The organism is Pseudomonas sp. KH_027 (assembly GCF_057838565.1).
The window spans coordinates 78,923-98,602 of record NZ_CM174470.1; the positions used below are offsets into that span (position 1 = coordinate 78,923).

The window sequence follows — 19,680 nt, forward strand, 5'->3', positions numbered from 1 at the left end:
GCAGTGCTGGCGGGGATGAAACATCCAGTCACAACTTTATGGCAGAGGCAGTGGGGGGTTTCCCGCGCTCATCCGTCTTTAGGTTATGGGCAACCTGTTTTCCCTTTCGCCCGCCAAGTCTCATGCCGCTGGTTTTGCCGGCGGTTTTTCTTTTCATAGCGTGATGATGGCTTGTTTATGAAAGCGAATTCTTCCTCCCGTGGGCATGCGCTCATGCTCCTGTCTCGTTCGGCTGCGGCCATTTTCGGCGGCTATGCATTGGCGGCGGCGGCGGTGATTTTCCTCGGCGCGGTCGTGCCGTTGCCCAAGGGCCAGGCCGTGCTCGCGGCCTCGCTGGCGAGTTTTGCCGTGTACACCGGCGCCATCGTTTGGGTGTTTGCGGTGCAGAACAACCGTCGCGCCTGGCTCGGTTTGCTGCTGCCAGCGCTGGTACTCGCCGTGTTGGGCTGGTGGCTGGGGAGGGCGGCGGCATGAGTCAGGTTGAAGAGGTAGTTGAAGAGAAGTTGGGCCTGCGTCAGTCCATGGCGTGGCTGCACACCTGGGGCGGCTTGTGGGCGTGCTGGGTGTTGTTCGTGATTTTTCTCACCGGCTCGCTCGGCGTGTTCGATGAGGCGATTAGCCGCTGGATGAAACCGCAACTGCCGCAGGCCACCGCGATCAACGGCATGGATGATGGCGTTGACCGGCCGTTAGCCGTGCGTTTGGGCCAGGCGTTTTTGACTGAGCATCAACCTAGCGCGCACTCCTGGGGCATCGGCCTGCCGAATGACACCGACAAAGCCGTGCGCCTGTTCTGGCAGGACGCCAACGAGCAGTTTCACGACCTGCGCATCGACGCTCTCAGCGGCAAGCCGGTCGACGCCGCGCTGGAGCGTGAAAGCGAAGGCGGCCACCACTTTGTACACATGCACTTTGAGTTTCACGGTGGCATGGCCGGTATCTGGTTGGTCGGCTTCTTCACCATGGCCATGCTGGTCGGTTTGGTCAGCGGGGTAATTACCCACAAACGCATCTTCAAAGACTTCTTCACCTTTCGCCCTGGCAAAGGTCAGCGCAGTTGGCTGGACGCGCACAACGCGGTGTCGGTGCTGAGCCTGCCGTTCCAGTTGATGATCGCTTACACCGGGCTCGCGACGTTTTACGCCATGTACATGCCGGCGGGCATTGCCGTGCATTACAAGAGTGACGAAGCCTACTTCGCCGACCTCCTGACCCAGCCAGAACCGCGCGAGGAGACCGGCATTGCCGCGCCCGTAACGCCGCTCGATGTACTGCTGGTGCGCAGTGAAGAACAGCTGCAGCGGCCGGTAAGTTTTGTCAGCGTCGAGCACCCGAACGACCGCAGTGCCGCGGTGCAAACCTTCGGCCGCGTTATCGAAAAAAGCGGCGAATATCGCTTGCTCGGCGACGGTGCCGGCAGTGTGCATTTTGACGGTGTGAGTGGTGTTCAGGGCGATATTCAAATGCCCGGCGAGCGGCGCGGTGGCGCTGCCCAGGATGTGCAATCGGTAATGGCCAACCTGCACTTCGCCGCGTTCGGTGGATATGCCGCGCGCTGGTTGTACTTCATCTGCGGCCTGGCTGGCGCAGCGATGATGGCCACCGGCGCAATCCTCTTTATGGTCAAACGCCGGCAGCGCTCGTTGTATGAGTTCGGTACACGCACGCCGCAGGTTTATCGGGTGATTGAGGTGCTCAACATCGGCTCAATCGCCGGTCTGAGCCTGGCGTGTATCGCCTTCTTCTGGGCCAATCGGCTGATCCCGCTGGGCATCAGCGCGCGCCCGGAATGGGAAATCGCGGCGTTCTTTGGCGTCTGGCTGCTGACCTTTGTGCATACCGCTTTACGTCCAGCGGCCCGCGCCTGGATCGAACAATTACTGGCTACCGCCGCCCTCTGCCTGCTGCTGCCAGTGCTCAATTGGCTGGTGGTGGGTGACCAGTTCGTCAGCTACCTGCGGCGTGGCGATGGTGAGCGTGCAGGTGTCGAGTTGGTGGCCATTGCCCTGGGTGGGCTGAGCCTATGGGCGGCACGGCGTGTGCTGTTGAAGAGCCGCCAAGCAGCCGCCAAGGGCAAGCCGCGTCGGCAACCGGCGGCCGCTGAGCGTGCTGCCGAAGCGGAGGTGAGTTGATGAGTGTTGCTCTCGCCATCGTGCTGGCTGGTGCGCTGTGTTACGCCGGCATGGCCGGTTTGTGCCTGGGTATGGACCGTCATTACCAACAGGTTTGGGGGCGTAAATCGCCCCGCGTGCAACGGGGTTTACGCATAGCCGGTTGGTTGCTGGCAGCCTTGGCCGTTTGGCCCTGTGTGCAGGCCTGGGGGGCGGCGGTTGGCGTGGTGATCTGGTTGGGTTTGCTCTCTGCCGGCGGCTTGCTGCTGGTGCTGTTATTGCCCTATCGGCCAAAGGCTGCGGCCCTGCTGATGGGGTTGGCGTTGCTCGCGAGTGTGCCGGCGATTTTGTGGTGATTGTGCTGGCGTGTCGGATGATCCGTTGGTGTTCAAGGACGAGCTGTGTATGAGTTTTCCACCCCGTAAATTTCTGCGCCGTGGTTTATTGGTGCTCATGTTGTTGCTGGTGTCAGCGTTGGTTTGGCTATCACAGGGCGAGCCCGGGCCGGGTTACGCGACGCAAAATGTCGTCCGCGGCGATATCGAAGCGACAGTCGTCGCCATCGGTACCTTGCAGCCGCGGGAGTCGGTGGACGTTGGCGCGCAGGTGTCCGGCCAGGTCACGCGGTTGCACGTCGAGGCCGGCGATCAGGTGGAAAAAGGTCAGCTGCTCGCCGAGATCGATGCCAGCCTGCACCAGGCTGCGGTCGAGGCTGATCGTGCTGCCCTCGCTGGCCTGCGTGCGCAGTTGGAAGAACAACAGGCACAGCTCGATCTGGCCCAGCAGCAAAGCCAGCGCCAGCTGCGCTTGGCCAAGGATGAAGCCACCCGCGAGGAAGATGTGCAGGTCGCCACCGCCGGGCTGAAATCGGCGCAGGCAAAGCTCAAACAATTGCGCGCCCTGATCGCCGAAAACCAAGCGCGGCTCAAGGGCAACGAAGCGCAACTGAGCTACACCCGCCTGTATGCGCCGATCTCCGGTACGGTGTTGGGTATCGACGTCAAACAGGGGCAGACGCTCAACGCCACCTACCAGACGCCGACCTTGCTGCGCATCGCCGATCTCGCCGCGATGACGGCCTGGACCAAGGTTTCCGAAGCCGATATCCGTCTGCTCAAACCGGGCCTGGCGCTGTACTTCACCACCCTCGGTGGCGACGGCCGTCGTTGGCCCGGAACGATCCGTCAGGTGCTGCCGGCGCCACCACTGCCGCCCGCCGCCAGCGGTGAGGCGGTGGCGGCGCCGGCCGCGGTGAAGGCGGTGCAATACACCGTGCTGTTCGACGTGGATAACCAGGACGGTGAGCTGATGCCGCAGATGACCGCCCAGGTGGCGTTTATCACGGCGGCCGCCCATAACGTGCTCGTCGCGCCGCTGGACGCATTGCAACCGGTGACAGGCCAGCCCGGGTTGTACCGTACTCGCGTGCTGGACAATAAAGGTCGCGCGCAGCCGCGCGAGGTGCGCATCGGCGCCCGCAGTCGCCAGCTTGCCGAAGTGCTCGAAGGCCTCAGTGAAAACGAGCGGCTGGTAACCGCCGAATTGCCGGATACGCGGGTGCCGAGATTTCAATGGTGAGCGCGGCGGCATTGATTGAACTGCGCGCTATCCGCCGCTGCTACGGCGGTGTCGATGGCGCACCGGAAGTCGAGGTGTTGCGCGGCGTCAGCCTGTCGATTGCCGCCGGTGAGTTTGTCGCCATTGTCGGCGCCTCGGGCTCGGGTAAATCGACGCTGATGCACTTGCTTGGTTGCCTTGACCGCCCCACGTCCGGCAGCTATCGCTTCGCCGGCCGCGATGTGGCCGAACTGGACGCCGACCAACTGGCTTGGCTGCGCCGCGAGGCGTTCGGTTTTGTCTTCCAGGGTTACCACCTGATCGCCACCGAATCGGCCCGCGAGAATGTCGAAATCCCCGCGCTGTATGCCGGCCTGCCCGCCGAGCAACGCTGCGAGCGAGCCACTGCGTTATTGCAGCGCCTGGGTTTGGGCGAACGCTTGGAGCATCGCCCCAGCCAGCTCTCCGGTGGCCAGCAGCAGCGCGTGTCGATAGCCCGTGCATTGATGAATGGCGGGCGCATCATCCTCGCCGACGAACCGACCGGTGCCCTCGACTCGCACAGCGGCCAGGACGTCATGGCGCTGCTGCGCGAGCTGGCCGCAGCCGGGCATACGGTAATCCTCATCACCCACGACCGCGACGTGGCGGCGCAGGCGCAGCGTGTCATCGAGATCCGCGACGGCGAGATTGTCGGCGACAGTGGCGCAGTGTCCTCGGCGCAGGCCCTGCCCGTGCCGGACATGGCTGAGGCTGGGCGCGCTCAAAGCCTGCCCTGGTGGAATACCCTCGACGAGCTGGCGCGTTCGGCCTGGCGGGTTATGTGGCTGAATCGCTTTCGCACGGCGCTGACCCTGCTCGGTATCGTCATCGGCGTCGCCTCGGTGATCGTCATGCTCGCCATCGGTCTGGGCACCAAGCAGCGGGTGATGGCGCAGCTGGCCTCGATGGGCGCCACCACGCTTTACCTCTACAGCGCCCAGCCTCCGGAAGGCGGGCCTTGGGGTGTGCTCAGCGAAGAAGACTTGGACGCCGTGGCGAAATTGCCGGAAGTCGCCCTGGCCACCGCCGTGATCGGCAATCAACTGACGGTGCAGTACGGCAATGTCTCGCGCGATATCTACGTGTATTCCAGCAACGAACAATTGCCCGGCATCCACCATTGGTCGCTGGCCCTTGGGCGCTTTTTTAATGCCAGCGAAGACCAGTCACTGGCGCCGGTGGTGGTGCTTGGGCACAAAGCCCGGCAGATGTTTTTCCGCGACGTGCCGGACCCGCTCGGTCGGCAGTTGTTGATTGGCGATGCGCCCTTCGAGGTGATCGGCGTGATGGCCGAGAAGGGCAAGGAGTCGGGCGCCGACTACTACGACGAGATGGTCTTCATCCCCTACCGCGCGGGTCGCGCGCGGGTTTACCAGGACATTCTCGAACCCGAGTACGCCACCCTCACGGCCATCTCCACCCGCCAGGTCAAGGCCGCCGGCGAGGCGGTGCACGCGCTTTTGCTGGCGCGCCACGGCCGTGAGGATTTCGACGTCGACAACGCCGCGGCCAAGGTCCAGAGCGAGGCCGAAACCCAGGACAGCATGACCCGCATGCTCGGGCTGATCGCCGCTGTATCGCTGCTGGTCGGCGGCATCGGGGTAATGAACGTGATGCTTATGACCGTGCGCGAACGCACCCGCGAAATCGGTATCCGCATGGCCACCGGCGCCCGCCAGCGCGACATCCTCCGCCAGTTCCTCGGCGAGGCGGTGCTGGTCACTTTGGTCGGTGGCAGCATCGGCGTGCTACTTGGGCTGCTGGTGGGGGCGGGGCTGATCTTCTGGAATGTGCCGCTGATCTTTTCCCTCAGCGCGATGCTCGCGGCATTCGCCTGTGCAGTCGCCACCGGGCTGTTGTTCGGTTACCTGCCGGCGAAGACCGCGGCGGCGCTTGATCCAGTCGCAGCGTTGGCGGCGGAATAGGATGACGGCCCGCATGCGCACTAAAATCTGGCCCCTGGCCGCGCTGCTGATGTTGCTCGGCTGCAGCAATAAGCCCCCTGCCAGCGGTCGCCCTCCGCAGCCGCCGGAGCAATGGGCGTTTGCCCAAAGCAGCGCGGCCGTGGCCGTTTCAAAAGGCTGGTGGCACGACTTCGCCAGCGCCGAACTGGACCGCTTGATCGCCCAGGCGCAGACGCAAAGCTACGACATCGCCGCCGCCATGGCCCGCGTGCGCCAAGCCGATGCCAGTGCCCGTCAGGCCGGCGCATTGTTGCTGCCGCAACTGGACGCTAACCTCGTTGCCAGCCGTGAAGGGCGCATCGGAGGCAATGCCGATGTTGACGGCAATCGCTACAGCGCCGGCGTCGCCGCGAATTATGAGGTCGACCTGTGGGGCCGGCTGAGCGCCAGCCGCGACAGTGCGTTATTCGCTTTGAACGCCAGCGTATTTGATCGCGCCGCCGTGCAACTGACCCTCACCGCCAGCGTGGCCAGCACTTGGCTGCAGAGTGTTGGCCTGAGCGAGCGGTTGCGCATCGCCGCTCTCAATTTGGCGAACGCCGAGCGGGTGCTGGCAACCGTCGAGTCGCGTCAGCGCGCCGGCGCCGCTACCAGCCTGGAATTGGCTCAGCAGCGTGGCGTGGTGGCAGCACAACGTCGCACCCTGGCCGACCTGCGTCAGCAAGTCGGCGACAGCCAAACGGCGTTGGCACTGTTGCTGGGTCAACACGTCAGCAGCCTGGCGTTAACCCCAGTCGCGCTGGATACCTTGGGGGTGCCCACGGTTGACGCCGGGCTGCCGAGTGAGTTGATTACCCGCCGCCCGGACATCGCGCAGGCCGAGGCGCAATTGGCTGCAGCCGATGCCGATGTACTGGCCGCGCGCGCCGCCCTGCTGCCACGCCTGAGCCTGACTGCCACGGTCGGCGGCAGCGCCGGAAATGTTGGCGACGTATTTTCTGATCCGCTTTACTCGCTGGCCTCGGCCCTGACGGCGCCAATCTTCAGCGGTGGGCGATTGGCCGCTGAACATGACTTGGCTGTGGCTCGGCGGGAAGAACTGCTGGCCGGCTACCAGCGCAGCATTGTTGCTGCGTTCGCCGACGTTGAGGTCGCGCTGAACGGCGTGGCCGGCGCGCAAGCCCAGCAGCAGGCGCAGAACGACGAGCTGGATCAGGCGCAGCTGGCATTTCGCCTGTCCGAATCGCGTTACCGCAGCGGCGCAGACACCCTGCTCACCCTGCTCGACACCCAACGCACATTGTTCGCCGCCCAGGACCAGGCTGCACAGCTGAAGCTGGCACGCTTGCAAGCCAGTGTGGCGTTGTACCGCGCGCTGGGTGGCGGCTGGCGAGTCAGTCCACAGCCGCTGTAAGGCTTGGCATTGAGCCCGCGTAGCCCTCAGCAATGTGCAGGTCTTTCAGCTTCACGTAGTTGCCGGCGCTGTAGGTGAAGAAGGCGCGTTCCTTGTCGGTCAGCGGTCGTGCCTGTTTCACCGGGCTCCCCACGTAGAGAAAGCCGCTTTCCAGGGTTTTGCCCGGCGGCACCAGGCTGCCGGCGCCGAGGATCACTTCGTCTTCGATCACCGCGCCGTCCATCACCGTCGACCCCATGCCGATCAGGATGCGGCTGCCGACCGTGCAGCCATGCAGCATGACTTTGTGGCCGATGGTCACGTCGTCGCCGATGATCAGCGGGAAGCCATCCGGGTTGAACGGCCCGGCGTGGGTGATGTGCAGCACGCTGCCGTCCTGCACGCTGGTGCGTGCGCCGATGCGGATGCGGTGCATGTCGCCACGGATCACCGTCAGCGGCCAGACCGAGCTGTCCGCGTCCAACTGGACGTCGCCGATGACCACGGCCGAGGCATCGACGAACACCCGTTCGCCGAGCGAGGGCGTGATGCCTTGGTAAGTACGAATCGCCACGATAGAACCTCTTGAGCTGCGGTAAGCCGCGATTGTAATTAAGATGACGGCCATTCTGTTCTGAAAACTGGCCGCAGCCGTATTCGCCCGAGCCGGTTAGAACCTCCATACATGTCCAAACAGGTGAGCCGCCGTGAGCGAGAACAACCCCTTACTGCAATCCTTCGACCTGCCGCCCTACTCGTCCATTCGTGCGCAGCATGTCGAGCCGGCTGTCGATACGCTACTGGCCGAGGGCCGTGCGGCGCTTGCCGAGCTGTTGGCCAAGCAACCCGCCACCCCGACCTGGGATGGCCTGGTGCTGGCGCTGGATGAACAGGGCGAGCGCCTGAGCCGGGCCTGGAGCCCGGTCAGCCACCTGAACGCCGTGTGCAACAGCGCTGAGTTGCGCCAGGCGTATGAAGCCTGCCTACCCAAGCTGTCCGAGTACTGGACCGAAATGGGCCAGAACCGCGCGCTGTTCCAGGCCTATGAGGCGTTGGCGAAAAGCCCCGCCGCGAGCGGCTTCGAGGTGGCGCAGACGACCATTCTCGAACATGCCCTGCGGGACTTCCGCCTGTCCGGTATCGACCTGCCGGCCGCCGAGCAGCAGCGTTATGGCGCGATCCAGATGAAGCTCTCCGAGCTGGGCAGCCGTTTCTCCAACCAACTGCTCGACGCCACCCAGGCCTGGACCAAGCACATCACCGCTGAAGCGGCGCTGGATGGCCTCACCGATTCCGCCAAAGCGCAGATGGCCCAAGCCGCGCAGGCCAAGGAACTGGATGGCTGGTTGATCAGCCTGGAGTTCCCCAGCTACTACGCGGTGATGACCTACGCCAACGACCGCGCCCTGCGCGAAGAGGTGTATGCGGCTTACTGCACCCGCGCCTCCGATCAAGGCCCGAATGCCGGGCAGCACGACAACGGCCCGGTGATGGCCGAGATCCTCGACCTGCGTCAGGAGCTGGCCAAGCTGCTCGGGTTCGCCAGCTACTCGGAGCTGAGCCTGGCGACCAAGATGGCCGACAGCAGCGAGCAGGTGCTGAGCTTCCTGCGCGACCTGGCGCAACGCGGCAAACCCTTCGCCGCCCGTGATCTGAGCGAGTTGAAGGCGTTCGCCGCCGAACAGGGTTGCAGCGATCTGCAAAGCTGGGACGTCGGTTACTACAGCGAGAAGCTGCGCGAGCAGCGCTACAGCATTGCCCAGGAAACCTTGCGCGCCTACTTCCCGATCGACACCGTATTGAGCGGCCTGTTCGCCATCGTGCAGAAGCTCTATGGCATCGAAATCGCCGAACTGAAAGGCTTCGACACCTGGCACCCGGACGTGCGCCTGTTCGAGATCAAGGAAAACGGCCTGCACGTCGGGCGCTTCTTCTTCGACCTCTATGCCCGCGCCAACAAGCGCGGCGGCGCCTGGATGGACGGCGCCCGCGACAAACGCCGCAGCGCCGCTGGCGAGTTGATCAGCCCGGTGGCCAACCTGGTGTGCAACTTCACGCCTGCCGTGGGCGAGCAGCCGGCGCTGCTGACCCACGATGAAGTCACCACCCTGTTCCACGAATTCGGCCATGGCCTGCACCACCTGCTGACCCGTGTCGAACATGCCGGGGCCTCGGGCATCAACGGCGTGGCCTGGGATGCGGTCGAACTGCCGAGCCAGTTCATGGAAAACTGGTGCTGGGAGCCGGAAGGCCTGGCGCTGATTTCCGGCCACTACCAAACCGGCGAAGCGCTGCCACAGGACCTGCTGGACAAGATGCTGGCGGCGAAGAACTTCCAGTCCGGGCTCATGATGGCGCGGCAGATCGAATTCTCGCTGTTCGACTTCGAACTGCACGCCACTCACGGTGACGGCCGCACGGTATTGGAGGTGCTCGAAGGCATCCGCGCCGAGGTCTCGGTCATGCGCCCACCGGCGTACAACCGCTTCCCCAACAGCTTCGCGCACATCTTCGCCGGCGGTTACGCGGCCGGTTACTACAGCTACAAGTGGGCTGAAGTGCTGTCCGCCGATGCGTTCTCCAGGTTCGAGGAAGAAGGCGTGTTCAATGCCGATACCGGTCGCGCCTTCCGCGAGGCGATCCTGGCGCGTGGCGGTTCCCAGGAGCCGATGCAGCTGTTCGTCGACTTCCGTGGTCGCGAGCCGTCGATCGACGCGCTGCTGCGCCACCTCGGCCTGAGTGCGGAGGCAGCATGAGCGACGCCCCACTGAATGTCGGCAAGAAACGCTTTATCGCCGGTGCCGTGTGCCCGGCCTGCAGCGAGATGGACAAGATCCAGATGTGGGACGTGGATGGTGTGCCGCACCGTGAGTGCGTGGGCTGCGGTTATGCCGACACCCTCAACGAACAGGGCCAGTCGGTGCCCAAGGAGCTCGGTACGCGGGTCAGCAAGGAGCAGCCCAAAGCCGCCGATCCCAAGGTGCAGGCGGTGCAGTTCTTTCCCAATCCGAAATTGAAGAAGCCGTAGGTTGGTGCGCAGCGCAGCGATGCCCAACAAGGAGTCGCCCCGCGGCTCCCTCCTCACGGTCTCGAACATGACTGGATTCCCGCGCAGGCGGGGTCCAGTGAACGAGCGCATCAACTTCGGTTCAGCGCCAACCTACAAGGAAGGTATATGTGGCATTTGGTGTGTGGCGATGCGGCGGTAGAGGGTGTGACCTTCGTGCTCGGGCAGGCCGTCGCCAATGACTCCTTGCGCGTGCTCAAGGATGATCTGGCCGTTGGCCCGCTCAATGATATCGAGCTGCCTCCATGTGCCAAGCGCGCAGCCTTCTGGCAGGCGCTGTGGCCGCAGACGGTATGCCCGATGCCGGACTTCACCGGTACGCTGAGCGAGGACGCCTGCTGGCTCGCCGGTTTGGCTCGGCAAACGCGAGCAGTCACTGTCTGGCATGGCGACAGCGCTTCCGAGCAGTTGCTTTTGGCTCGTGTCGCTGCAGCGCTGGAACACAGCGATTTACCGCTCTGGGAAGTGCCTTGCGGCAGCGGTGACAGCCGCTACGAGACCCGTCTTGCAGTTTCCATGCATAAGCCGACGGCCCTGCGCGAGTTGTACCAACCGCTACGGGTCGAGCCCGCCCGGCGTCAGCGGCTGGCAGCACAATGGCATGCGGCGCTGGAGGGAAATGCGGCGATCCGCCGTTGGCGCGACGGTGCTTTCCATGGTGAAGACCACGCGCCGATCGACGCCATTCTGCTGGGCCACTGCACGCCTGAGTGGAAGCCACTGGCGCGGGTAATGGCGGATGCCATGTTTCGCTGCGATGGCTTCTTCGCCAGCGATTTCTTCGTCTACTGGCGGGCTCGCGAGTTAGCCGGCACAGGCCACATCGAGCTGGCCGGCGATGCGGATGCCAGCGGCTACGGTGGGCTGAAGGTGCGCCTGTCCGATCACCCATCCGTGTAGGAACGGGCCACGGCCGCGACGGGGGCGACGGCCGGCAAACGCCCATGGCCGCCCAGCGCACTGCGCGGCCATGGGCCGCTTCTACGAGGGTCGCCGAGACGCTGGCTTGGAAGTTGAGAGCGGGTGTTACAGCAGACTTACGGTGCTCGTATCATGAATAAAATACTGTATATTTAAACAGCATTTTATTCGGATCATGCCCATGACCAGCACCCTGCCCCCGCGCGGCCGCGGTACGGCCAGCAACCCCCACAACCGCTTCGCTCCGACCCGCTCGGTGGCCGAGGACGATGGTTGGTTTCAGGAGGTGCCGCTGTCGCGTGCCACCGAAGTGCGAATCGAAACCGCGAAGACCATCATCACCCGCAACCAGTCGCCGGACCTGCCCTTCGACCGCTCGATCAACCCTTATCGTGGTTGTGAACATGGTTGCATCTATTGCTATGCGAGGCCCAGCCATGCCTATTGGGATCTGTCGCCGGGGCTGGATTTCGAGACCAAACTGATCGCCAAGACCAACGCCCCGGCCCTGCTCGAACAACAGCTGTCCAAGCCCGGTTATGTGTGTGCGCCGATCAACCTGGGTTCCAACACCGACCCCTATCAGCCGATCGAGCGCGAGCACCAGTTGACCCGGCGCACGCTGGAAGTGCTGCTGCGCTATCGCCATCCGGTGACGATCGTGACCAAGGGTTCGCTGGTGCTGCGCGACCTCGATCTGCTCAGCGAACTGGCCCAGCAGCGGCTGGTGGCGGTGATGATCAGCCTGACCACCCTCGATGACGAACTCAAACGCATCATGGAGCCGCGCGCGGCGGCACCGGCGGCCCGTTTGCGCGCCATTCGGGTGCTGCGCGAGGCGGGCGTGCCGGTTGGCGTGCTCTGCTCGCCAATGATTCCGCTGATCAACGACAGCGAACTGGAGCAACTGTTGACGGCGGCCAAGGGTGCCGGCGCGCAGAGCGCGGCCTATATGTTCCTGCGTCTGCCGCGCGAGGTGGCGCCGCTGTTCGAGGAGTGGCTGGCGGCGCACTTTCCAGAGCGCGCCGAGCATGTTCTGAGCCTGGTGCGCCAGAGCCGCGGCGGCGAGTTGTATGACAGCCGCTTCGGCTCGCGGATGCGCGGTGAAGGGCTGTTTGCCGACCTGCTGGCGCAACGCTTCAAGCTGGCGCTCAAGCGGGTCGGGCTCAACAACCGTGAGGGTTTCAATCTCGACTGTTCGCGCTTTTGCCCGCCCGGCGGGCAGATGGCGTTGTTGTAGAAAGTTTGGTTTGAGCGGCGCCAGCAGCTCGCCGCGTTCTGCACTTGATCGAGTTTCAGCGCGGTATCGAACTGGCGGACCGGGCGTCGCAAGCTGCCCATAAATAGCGCAAACGCCAGAGCAATCAACAACGCTCGTCAATCAGGCCAGTAGCAAATCGCTACGAACTTTTTAGCCGCGAAAGAAGAGATGGCGAGTATTTACCGCGATCTATAGAAAATAGGCTTTAAACGATTAACTGACTGTTGAAGTTGGAATCTAGAGTTATCTGATTTTCAGAAAAAGCGCTCATTTCTGCTGTGTACTATACTTCATTCTGATTTTATCGCTGGGATTGGTGGTACTTGTCTACCCTGCTTGGGCGTCGGATTGATATTGATTCGACGCCGCTGTTTAGTGGCGATGCTTTTGCATAGCCAATGAGCAACAGGAATAGGATGAAGAGAAAATGGCAATAGCAATTATCTTGATTCTTATCGTTGTTGCATCAGTGCTGTTCCAAATATTAGCACCTTGGCAAGCGACGCCAGCAGCTTCCAACTGGGGGTCAATAGACACCACTCTGTTCATCACCTTGATCATCACCGGAATATTTTTTATCGCCATCACGCTATTCATGGCGGTTGCTGTGTTCCGTTATCGTCACAAGGAGGGTGTCAGAGCGGCCTACCAACCGGAAAATAAAAAGTTGGAATGGTGGTTAATTGGCATAACCTCGGTGGGTATTGCCGGCATGTTGGCGCCAGGCCTGGTTGTTTATAATGATTTTGTTCAGGTGCCGAAAGAGGCTTATGAGCTCGAAGTGATTGCCCAGCAGTGGCAGTGGGCTTTTCGCTTTCCTGGCCAGGACGGGAAACTGGGCAGGTCGGATGTTAAATTGGTCGACTCCAGCAACGCCTTCGGCATTGATCCCAACGACCCCGCTGGGCAGGACGATGTGCTTATAAGAAACAATGAAGTTCGTCTTCCACTCGATAAGCCGGTGAAAGTTCTACTGCGCTCTAAAGATGTGCTGCACAATTTCTATATACCGCAAATCCGCAGCAAGATGGATATGGTGCCAGGCATGGTGTCACACTTCTGGTTTACGCCAACTAGAACCGGTAAGTTTGAAATACTTTGCGCTGAATATTGTGGCGTCGGCCATTACAACATGCGCGGCCATATGATCGTGGAAGAACAAGCAGCCTTTGATCAATGGTTAAGCGGCCAACCGACTTTTGCGCAGACGCTAACGACCGCTGCCAAGCCCAGCCGAGGCAGCGTGCTGGAAAAAGGTCGCTTGCTGGCCGAAAACTATGGCTGTCGGGCCTGCCATAGCCAGGATGGTAGCGCCAGCCTCGGCCCCGGATGGAAGGGACTGTACGGCCGCACGGAACAGCTTGCCGATGGCACCAGTGTGCAGGTCGATGAGGCATACCTGAAGGCGTCGATCCTCGATCCGAAGGCCCAACTGGTCCAGGGCTACCCGCCGGTCATGGTGCCCTATACTCTCAAAGAAGATGAACTGGGCGCCCTCGTCGCCCTGATTATATCACTGGGTGCTGTGCAGCAAGGCGATGACCCTTCTGCTGGTGAGGCACCGGATAGCGGCGCTGATCTGGCGGCACAGGGGCTGCAAGTGGCCGAGTCGCTCGGCTGTCTGACCTGTCACAGTGTCGATGGCAGTCAGGGAGTCGGTCCCAGTTTTCAGGGGCTGTTTGGCAAGTCAGAAACCCTTGCCGATGGGGCGAGGATAAAGGTTGATGAGGGCTATATAAAAGATTCGGTTCTTAACCCCAGTGCCGTAATCGTCAAGGGTTATGCTGCCATCATGCCGGCCTTTGCTCCGAGCGATGAGGAGTTGAACGCACTGATCGCGTTTATCAAGTCCAAAGCGAATGCCGATGTTGATGCGAGTAAGGTGGAGCCAGGAAAGTAGCCGTAAGTAGCCAGATACACACCGAAACTCACTTGGAGGATGACGTGATGGCTTATGCGGAGCAAGCGGAAACAGAAGTACTGCACGAACCGAAAAGTTTCCTGACCAAATACATCTGGAGTCAGGACCACAAGGTCATAGCCATTCAATACTCATTGACGGCTATATTCGTGGGTCTTATCGCCCTGGTGTTGTCCGGCCTGATGCGCATGCAGATAGGTTTCCCCGGCAGTCTCGAGTTCATGGATGCCAGCACCTATTATCAGGCGATGACCATGCACGGCATGATCATGGTCATCTATTTACTGACGGCCCTGTTTCTGGGCGGATTCGGCAACTATCTGATCCCGCTGATGGTTGGCTCCCGGGACATGGTCTTCCCTTACGTCAACATGCTGAGTTACTGGTTCTATTTGTTATCGGTATTGGTGCTGCTCGCCAGTTTTTTTGTTCCTGGCGGCCCCAGCGGTGCGGGCTGGACGCTTTATCCGCCACAGGCCATTACCCAGGGCACACCGGGTACCGAGTGGGGCATCGTGTTGATGCTGGTTTCGCTGGCGATCTTTATCGTCGCAGCCACCATGGGCGGGTTGAACTACGTGACCACGGTGTTGCAGGCGCGTACCCACGGCATGACGCTGTTTCGCATGCCGCTCTCCGTATGGGGAATCTTCATGGCCTCGATTCTGGCCCTGCTGGCCTTCCCCGCCTTGTTTGTCAGCGCGGTCATGATGCTGCTCGACAAACTGCTGGGCACCAGCTTCTTCATGCCGGCGATGATCTCAATGGGGCAGCAGCTCGATCACCAGGGTGGCAGCCCGATTTTGTTCCAGCATCTGTTCTGGTTTTTTGGCCATCCGGAAGTCTACATCGTCGCCCTCCCGGCGTTTGGCCTGGTCTCCGACCTGATCAGCACCCATGCCCGGAAAAATATCTTCGGCTACCGCATGATGGTGTGGGCCATTATCGCGATCGGCGTGCTGAGCTTTGTGGTCTGGGCGCACCATATGTATGTCAGTGGCATGAACCCATACTTTGGTTTTTTCTTCGCCACCACCACGTTGATCATCGCGGTGCCGACCGCGCTGAAAGTCTATAACTGGGTGCTGACCTTGTGGCGCGGCGACATCCACCTGACCGTCCCGATGCTGTTTGCGCTGGCCTTTATCGTCACCTTCTTGGTCGGCGGCCTGACCGGGTTGTTTCTCGGCAATGTGATCGTGGATATCCCGCTATCGGACACCTATTTCGTCGTCGCCCACTTTCATATGGTCATGGGTGTTGCGCCGATACTGGTGGTGTTTGGCGCCATTTATCATTGGTTCCCGAAAATAACCGGGCGCATGCTGAACGACACCCTGGGCAAGCTGCATTTCTGGATTACGTTCCTGGGCACTTACCTCATCTACTTCCCGATGCACTACCTGGGTTTCCTGGGTATGCCTCGTCGCTACTACGCTTATCAAGGCTACGAGTTCATCCCGCAGTCGGCGCAAGACTTGAATGCCTTCATATCGGTGGTCGCATTGGCCGTCGGTGTTTCCCAGCTGCTATTCCTGGTCAACTTGTTCTGGAGTGCATTTAAAGGCAAGCCCTCAGGCGGCAATCCCTGGGGCGCGGCCAGCCTGGAGTGGCAAACGCCGAATACCCCGCCGATACACGGCAACTGGGGAGCGAAGTTGCCGGTCGTGCATCGTTGGGCCTATGACTACAGCGTGCCGGGGATAGAACAGGATTTCGTTCCGCAAACGGTCTCCGCCGAAGAGCTTGAGCAGCTACGACAAGGCTGTGCCGCAGCCAGGAAAGCGGACGACAGAACATGAACAGGCAACTATTGAGAAACACCGACAGCACTGACCCCGGCGGCAGCTGGAGTCACGACCCTGAAGGCATCCAGGCGCCTGAGGGTGTCGATAGGGCGCAAACCGCAAAAGTAGGCCTGCGCCTGTTTCTGGCCGTGGTGACCTCATTATTCCTTCTCTTCCTGCTTGCCTTTATCGCACGCTCACAAGTGTCAGACTGGCAGCCCCTGACAGAGCCTCTGGCGCCGTTGGCCAATCCATGGCAACTCTGGCTGAATACGGTCTTGCTGGCACTCGGCAGTATCGCCCTGCAGTGGGCACGAGTGGCCGCCCGAGGGGGCAAGCTGAGCGGAACCGTACTTGGCTTTGCACTGGGGGGCGTATTTGCGATCGCCTTTCTGGCGGGACAACTCTGGGTCTGGCAGCAGTTCGTCACCTGGGGCTATTTTGTCTCCAGCAATCCGGCCAACAGTTTCTTCTACCTGTTGACCGGCCTGCATGGGCTGCACCTGCTGGGCGGTCTGGTGGCCTGGAGCAGAACCGTCACCAAATTCCTGCACCAGGTGCCGTTGCCGCAACTCAGCGCCAGTGTAGAACTCTGTGCCATCTATTGGCATTACCTGCTGGGTCTTTGGTTCGTGCTGTTCGCCTTGCTGACCAGCACACCGGAAACCTATCAAGCCATCGCTGCATTCTGCGGCTTGAGGTGAAGCCATGGCATCGCACCCAGAAGCCCCTGGCGAACCCAGTTCATCCTACAGCCCAAGCTCGGCCGAAACGCCTGCACCGGGCTGGGGTGGCATCGCCCGCGACTGGTCTTCGGATAGAGACGCTTTTAAGCAGGTCTCCTGGGGCAAGGCGATGATGTGGATATTCCTGCTCAGCGATACTTTTATATTCACCTGTTTTTTAACCGGCTACATGTCGGTGCGCATGACCACCACCGCCCCTTGGCCGAACCCCAGTGAAGTGTTCGCCTTGACGATTGGCGGTAGCGAAATCCCACTTATCCTGATCGCCATCATGACCTTTGTGCTGATCAGCAGCAGCGGCACCATGGCCATGGCAGTCAACTTCGCCTACCGCCGTGATCGCGTCAAAACCACCGCCCTGATGCTGGCGACCGCAGCCTTCGGTGCGGCCTTCGTCGGTATGCAGGCATTTGAATGGAGCAAGCTCATCGCAGAAGGCGTGCGTCCCTGGGGGAATCCCATGGGGGCGGCGCAATTTGGCGCCAGTTTTTTCATGATTACCGGTTTCCACGGACTGCACGTGTCAATCGGCGTCATCTACCTCAGCATTGTGGCGCTGAAAGTAATGCGAGGGGATTATGAGCGCTCCGGAAACTATCAGATCGTCGAGATCGCTGGGCTTTACTGGCACTTCGTGGATTTGGTGTGGGTGTTTATTTTTGCTTTCTTCTATTTATGGTAGGTCTAAGAGCCTGCTCACGATCGTCGCGAGCGAAGGTCAGGCAAGGAAAAAATGGCTGAGGAAGCGGAGTCTACAAGTTGTAAATGAGCATTCCGAAGCCATTTTTAACGCCGCATGGCCGAGAGCAGTAGATCGTGGCAGGTTCTGAAGAGGAGCGCTGACGATGGCACATGCACAGGGCCAGCAACATCCAATCAGCTTGTATCTCAAGATTTGGGGGCTGTTATTCGTCCTCAGCACCCTGTCGTATCTTGTCGACTATTTTCACTTCCAAAGCTACTTGCGGTGGTCACTGATCATCACTTTCATGTTGTTGAAGGCAGGTCTGATTGTCTCCATCTTCATGCACATGGCCTGGGAGCGGTTAGCCATGATCTACGCGATACTGGTGCCACCCTTGTGTTTACTGGTGCTCGTCGGACTTATGGCCGCCGAGGCGGATTATGTTTACCTGAGCCGGGAAGTTTTCTTCGGGCAGTCTGCCGCTCCCGGACAACCTTAGGCATGCACCGGTTAACTGCCGAGAAACGCGCTATATCGTTCGCTTGAACTGATGCCATCTGTGCAGCCAGGCTACCGTCCAGTGCGGGGCTGCCGTTCCCGTACCGGCGACTTTCAGTCGTGGATGATGTTCGATTACCCGGTCCAATACTGCTTCCTGACTAGGTTCAACATCCACGAAGAAGATATGTTTACCTTCTTCTACGGTCTGTTTGAAACTGCGGAAGTGAGTGTTCGGCACTTGGATACCAAAAAAACCGCCTTCCCAGATGCAAAAGCCCAGCACCACCACGGCAAGGAAGATAAACGGTACCCAGCCTGCGGCGGATTCGGTCCAACCCAGCCAATAGGCACCGCCGAGGACTAGCGCCGCGAGTGGCACGCCGACCACTGCACCAATCTCGCCAGAGTGGACAACATCTTGTTTCATTAACGAGTTAACCTCGTGGAGGTGATGTTGTTCTACATCAGCAACTTTTTCACTGAGCACATGGATTTGCTCGGTACTGATACCGCTGGCTTCCAATTCATTTTCAACGGTTTCAAGATCGTCTAGATTGTCACTGATGTAATAGTGTCGATTCATGACACACCTCCCACCTCGTGTTTGCTGTAGACCTCCTCTGTCCTGCAGCCGTTGACTGGAGTTTGCAGTCGGTATCTGTATCCGTGGAGAACCTTGCACACTACTTGCGATCCGAAATCAGTATAGCACCCACACCGAAATGCCTAGGCTGCAAGGCCGGCAGCGCCAAAACCTGTGGATCTGCATCAGAACGCTGATGCGTCCCGACGAACTCTGCATCGCAGCGCCACCAGCAAGGTCGCCCAACGAGATTGGAAACAGGCCATTGGAGCGGCCACGCTCTGGTTTTGAGCGGTTGTAAAAGCGGGACGACTTCGGTGAGCTGTATGACAGCCCTTCGGCGCGCGGATACGCGGCGAAGGGCTGTTTGCTGAATGCTGGCGCAGCGCTTCCAGTTGGCGCTCACGTACTCGGGCCCGGACCGGCGTGAGAGTTTTAATCTCGACTGCCCGCGCTTTTACCCGCCGGGCGGGCAAAAGCGCGGTTGTAGAGCCTTGTTGTCGACGCGTTATTGCTAACGGCCAGAATCAGCTCGCCACGCGCTGCGCCTGATCGAGGACCAGTTCGACACCGAGCTGGCGCGACAGGCACGGCCAGCGCTTCCAGGCGGCATCCGTTGCCGGGTTGGCCAGGCGTTCGCGGTAAGCCAGCACCGAGTCCTGGGCGAACATCGCAGCGTCCAGCATGCCGTCGACCGCATGATGTACCGCTTCATCCAGTTGGTTGGCGAAAGGTTCGCCGATCAACTGATGGGCGATCAGGTTGGCCACCGTGGTGTCCAGCGGGATTAACGGCTGGCCGAGGTGGGTGATGTAGCGGTCATTCACTTCCTCGACCAAGCGATGAGCCAAATACGCCTCATCGAGCAGGCCGTCGAGACCGTCATGGCCGGCCATCAGCGCCGGCGGCTGGAGGAAAAACTGTTCTGCCACCTTCAGTACCGGTTTGATGTGGGCCTCGATTCCGGCTTCGCGCGCCACTTGATTGGCGGCATCCAAGACATCCGGCACTTGCTCCACATAGGCGGCGACGAAGCGCGCCAAGACACCTTGGGCATCGCTGGCCGGCAGACGGATGGAGGGGTGTAGGCGCACCAGTTTTCCCTCGAGTTGGTGCGCGAGGTGACCGCTGGTGGCTTCGAGCTGGTGCGCGCGTTGAATCAACTCGCGCAGGGCGGCGGTGTTCATGACAGCTCCTTGGA

Annotated in this window: 18 protein-coding genes and 1 pseudogene; 16 read left to right on the forward strand and 3 right to left on the reverse strand. The window is 60.9% G+C overall.

The annotated features are described in order from the left end of the window. The first annotated feature begins 213 nt into the window (after nt 1–213). Genes AC3IYG_RS00385 through AC3IYG_RS00410 form a run of 6 tightly spaced genes read left to right on the forward strand, consistent with a single transcriptional unit; the run spans nt 214 to nt 7,028 of the window. Nucleotides 214–474, forward strand: coding sequence for a DUF3649 domain-containing protein (locus AC3IYG_RS00385; protein WP_489311753.1), 261 nt, complete (start codon nt 214–216; stop codon nt 472–474). Further along, entirely contained in the window at nt 471–2,132 is a 1,662-nt protein-coding gene (locus AC3IYG_RS00390) for a PepSY-associated TM helix domain-containing protein (protein WP_489311754.1), read from the forward strand. Before AC3IYG_RS00385 ends, AC3IYG_RS00390 begins: the two co-directional genes overlap by 4 nt. Beyond that, nucleotides 2,132–2,467 (forward strand): DUF3325 domain-containing protein, encoded by a 336-nt coding sequence (locus AC3IYG_RS00395; RefSeq protein WP_489311755.1) that lies wholly within the window; start codon nt 2,132–2,134, stop codon nt 2,465–2,467. Before AC3IYG_RS00390 ends, AC3IYG_RS00395 begins: the two co-directional genes overlap by 1 nt. A 49-nt stretch (nt 2,468–2,516) precedes the next feature. Further along, complete coding sequence (locus tag AC3IYG_RS00400) at nt 2,517–3,689, forward strand: efflux RND transporter periplasmic adaptor subunit (protein ID WP_489311756.1); 1,173 nt, start codon at nt 2,517–2,519, stop codon at nt 3,687–3,689. Then, on the forward strand, nt 3,683–5,635 hold the full coding sequence (locus tag AC3IYG_RS00405; RefSeq protein WP_489311757.1) for an ABC transporter permease: 1,953 nt from the start codon (nt 3,683–3,685) through the stop codon (nt 5,633–5,635). Before AC3IYG_RS00400 ends, AC3IYG_RS00405 begins: the two co-directional genes overlap by 7 nt. 13 nt (nt 5,636–5,648) lie before the next feature. Further along, complete coding sequence (locus tag AC3IYG_RS00410; RefSeq protein ID WP_489311758.1) at nt 5,649–7,028, forward strand: efflux transporter outer membrane subunit; 1,380 nt, start codon at nt 5,649–5,651, stop codon at nt 7,026–7,028. Here AC3IYG_RS00410 and AC3IYG_RS00415 read toward each other — a convergent pair. Beyond that, a complete protein-coding gene (locus AC3IYG_RS00415) occupies nt 7,009–7,581 on the reverse strand; it encodes a gamma carbonic anhydrase family protein (RefSeq protein ID WP_489311759.1) in 573 nt (190 codons plus the stop codon). The genes AC3IYG_RS00410 and AC3IYG_RS00415 overlap by 20 nt on opposite strands. Before the next feature lie 133 nt (nt 7,582–7,714). Here AC3IYG_RS00415 and prlC point away from each other — a divergent pair, with 133 nt between their 5' ends. The 9 genes from prlC (at nt 7,715) to AC3IYG_RS00460 (ending at nt 17,894) form a co-directional block, all read left to right on the forward strand. Further along, nucleotides 7,715–9,763: an oligopeptidase A gene (gene prlC / locus AC3IYG_RS00420; protein ID WP_489311760.1), complete on the forward strand. Its 2,049-nt coding sequence runs from the start codon at nt 7,715–7,717 to the stop codon at nt 9,761–9,763. After that, the gene (locus AC3IYG_RS00425; RefSeq protein ID WP_489311761.1) at nt 9,760–10,035 is read left to right on the forward strand and encodes a YheV family putative zinc ribbon protein; all 276 of its coding nucleotides are present in this window, start codon (nt 9,760–9,762) and stop codon (nt 10,033–10,035) included. Before prlC ends, AC3IYG_RS00425 begins: the two co-directional genes overlap by 4 nt. A 147-nt stretch (nt 10,036–10,182) precedes the next feature. Further along, nucleotides 10,183–10,974: a DUF3658 domain-containing protein gene (locus AC3IYG_RS00430; protein WP_489311762.1), complete on the forward strand. Its 792-nt coding sequence runs from the start codon at nt 10,183–10,185 to the stop codon at nt 10,972–10,974. Between the two features lie 202 nt (nt 10,975–11,176). Continuing rightward, the gene (locus AC3IYG_RS00435) at nt 11,177–12,235 is read left to right on the forward strand and encodes a PA0069 family radical SAM protein (protein ID WP_489311763.1); all 1,059 of its coding nucleotides are present in this window, start codon (nt 11,177–11,179) and stop codon (nt 12,233–12,235) included. A 448-nt stretch (nt 12,236–12,683) separates the two neighbouring features. Continuing rightward, nucleotides 12,684–14,156, forward strand: a complete 1,473-nt coding sequence (locus tag AC3IYG_RS00440) for a c-type cytochrome (RefSeq protein ID WP_489311764.1) — start codon at nt 12,684–12,686, stop codon at nt 14,154–14,156. A 47-nt stretch (nt 14,157–14,203) separates the two neighbouring features. Next, a complete protein-coding gene (gene ctaD / locus AC3IYG_RS00445; RefSeq protein WP_489311765.1) occupies nt 14,204–15,979 on the forward strand; it encodes a cytochrome c oxidase subunit I in 1,776 nt (591 codons plus the stop codon). Then, on the forward strand, nt 15,976–16,668 hold the full coding sequence (locus AC3IYG_RS00450; RefSeq protein ID WP_489311766.1) for a cytochrome c oxidase subunit 3: 693 nt from the start codon (nt 15,976–15,978) through the stop codon (nt 16,666–16,668). The genes ctaD and AC3IYG_RS00450 overlap by 4 nt, the downstream gene beginning before the upstream one ends. 4 nt (nt 16,669–16,672) lie before the next feature. Then, nucleotides 16,673–17,392, forward strand: coding sequence for a heme-copper oxidase subunit III family protein (locus tag AC3IYG_RS00455; protein ID WP_489311767.1), 720 nt, complete (start codon nt 16,673–16,675; stop codon nt 17,390–17,392). Between the two features lie 163 nt (nt 17,393–17,555). Further along, nucleotides 17,556–17,894, forward strand: coding sequence for a cytochrome C oxidase subunit IV family protein (locus AC3IYG_RS00460; RefSeq protein WP_489311768.1), 339 nt, complete (start codon nt 17,556–17,558; stop codon nt 17,892–17,894). 30 nt (nt 17,895–17,924) lie between these two features. Here AC3IYG_RS00460 and AC3IYG_RS00465 read toward each other — a convergent pair whose 3' ends face one another. Continuing rightward, the gene (locus AC3IYG_RS00465; RefSeq protein WP_489311769.1) at nt 17,925–18,479 is read right to left on the reverse strand and encodes a magnesium transporter; all 555 of its coding nucleotides are present in this window, start codon (nt 18,477–18,479) and stop codon (nt 17,925–17,927) included. Between the two features lie 316 nt (nt 18,480–18,795). On the opposite strand from AC3IYG_RS00465, the pseudogene AC3IYG_RS00470 reads away from it, so the two are divergent. Then, nucleotides 18,796–18,997: pseudogene (locus tag AC3IYG_RS00470) on the forward strand (hypothetical protein); the annotation flags it as partial. A 9-nt stretch (nt 18,998–19,006) separates the two neighbouring features. Here AC3IYG_RS00470 and AC3IYG_RS00475 read toward each other — a convergent pair. Continuing rightward, a complete protein-coding gene (locus AC3IYG_RS00475; protein WP_489311770.1) occupies nt 19,007–19,666 on the reverse strand; it encodes a hypothetical protein in 660 nt (219 codons plus the stop codon). Nucleotides 19,667–19,680: the final 14 nt, after the last annotated feature.

Coding starts and splice junctions, on each gene's coding strand:
- ctaD (WP_489311765.1), top strand. CDS start 14,204: ATGGCTTATGCGGAGCAAGCGGAAACAGAAGTACTGCACGAACCGAAA.
- AC3IYG_RS00395 (WP_489311755.1), top strand. CDS start 2,132: ATGAGTGTTGCTCTCGCCATCGTGCTGGCTGGTGCGCTGTGTTACGCC.
- AC3IYG_RS00425 (WP_489311761.1), top strand. CDS start 9,760: ATGAGCGACGCCCCACTGAATGTCGGCAAGAAACGCTTTATCGCCGGT.
- AC3IYG_RS00465 (WP_489311769.1), bottom strand. CDS start 18,479: ATGAATCGACACTATTACATCAGTGACAATCTAGACGATCTTGAAACC.
- AC3IYG_RS00410 (WP_489311758.1), top strand. CDS start 5,649: ATGCGCACTAAAATCTGGCCCCTGGCCGCGCTGCTGATGTTGCTCGGC.
- AC3IYG_RS00435 (WP_489311763.1), top strand. CDS start 11,177: ATGACCAGCACCCTGCCCCCGCGCGGCCGCGGTACGGCCAGCAACCCC.
- AC3IYG_RS00400 (WP_489311756.1), top strand. CDS start 2,517: ATGAGTTTTCCACCCCGTAAATTTCTGCGCCGTGGTTTATTGGTGCTC.
- AC3IYG_RS00385 (WP_489311753.1), top strand. CDS start 214: ATGCTCCTGTCTCGTTCGGCTGCGGCCATTTTCGGCGGCTATGCATTG.
- AC3IYG_RS00430 (WP_489311762.1), top strand. CDS start 10,183: ATGTGGCATTTGGTGTGTGGCGATGCGGCGGTAGAGGGTGTGACCTTC.
- AC3IYG_RS00390 (WP_489311754.1), top strand. CDS start 471: ATGAGTCAGGTTGAAGAGGTAGTTGAAGAGAAGTTGGGCCTGCGTCAG.
- AC3IYG_RS00455 (WP_489311767.1), top strand. CDS start 16,673: ATGGCATCGCACCCAGAAGCCCCTGGCGAACCCAGTTCATCCTACAGC.
- AC3IYG_RS00475 (WP_489311770.1), bottom strand. CDS start 19,666: ATGAACACCGCCGCCCTGCGCGAGTTGATTCAACGCGCGCACCAGCTC.
- AC3IYG_RS00405 (WP_489311757.1), top strand. CDS start 3,683: ATGGTGAGCGCGGCGGCATTGATTGAACTGCGCGCTATCCGCCGCTGC.
- AC3IYG_RS00440 (WP_489311764.1), top strand. CDS start 12,684: ATGGCAATAGCAATTATCTTGATTCTTATCGTTGTTGCATCAGTGCTG.
- AC3IYG_RS00460 (WP_489311768.1), top strand. CDS start 17,556: ATGGCACATGCACAGGGCCAGCAACATCCAATCAGCTTGTATCTCAAG.
- AC3IYG_RS00450 (WP_489311766.1), top strand. CDS start 15,976: ATGAACAGGCAACTATTGAGAAACACCGACAGCACTGACCCCGGCGGC.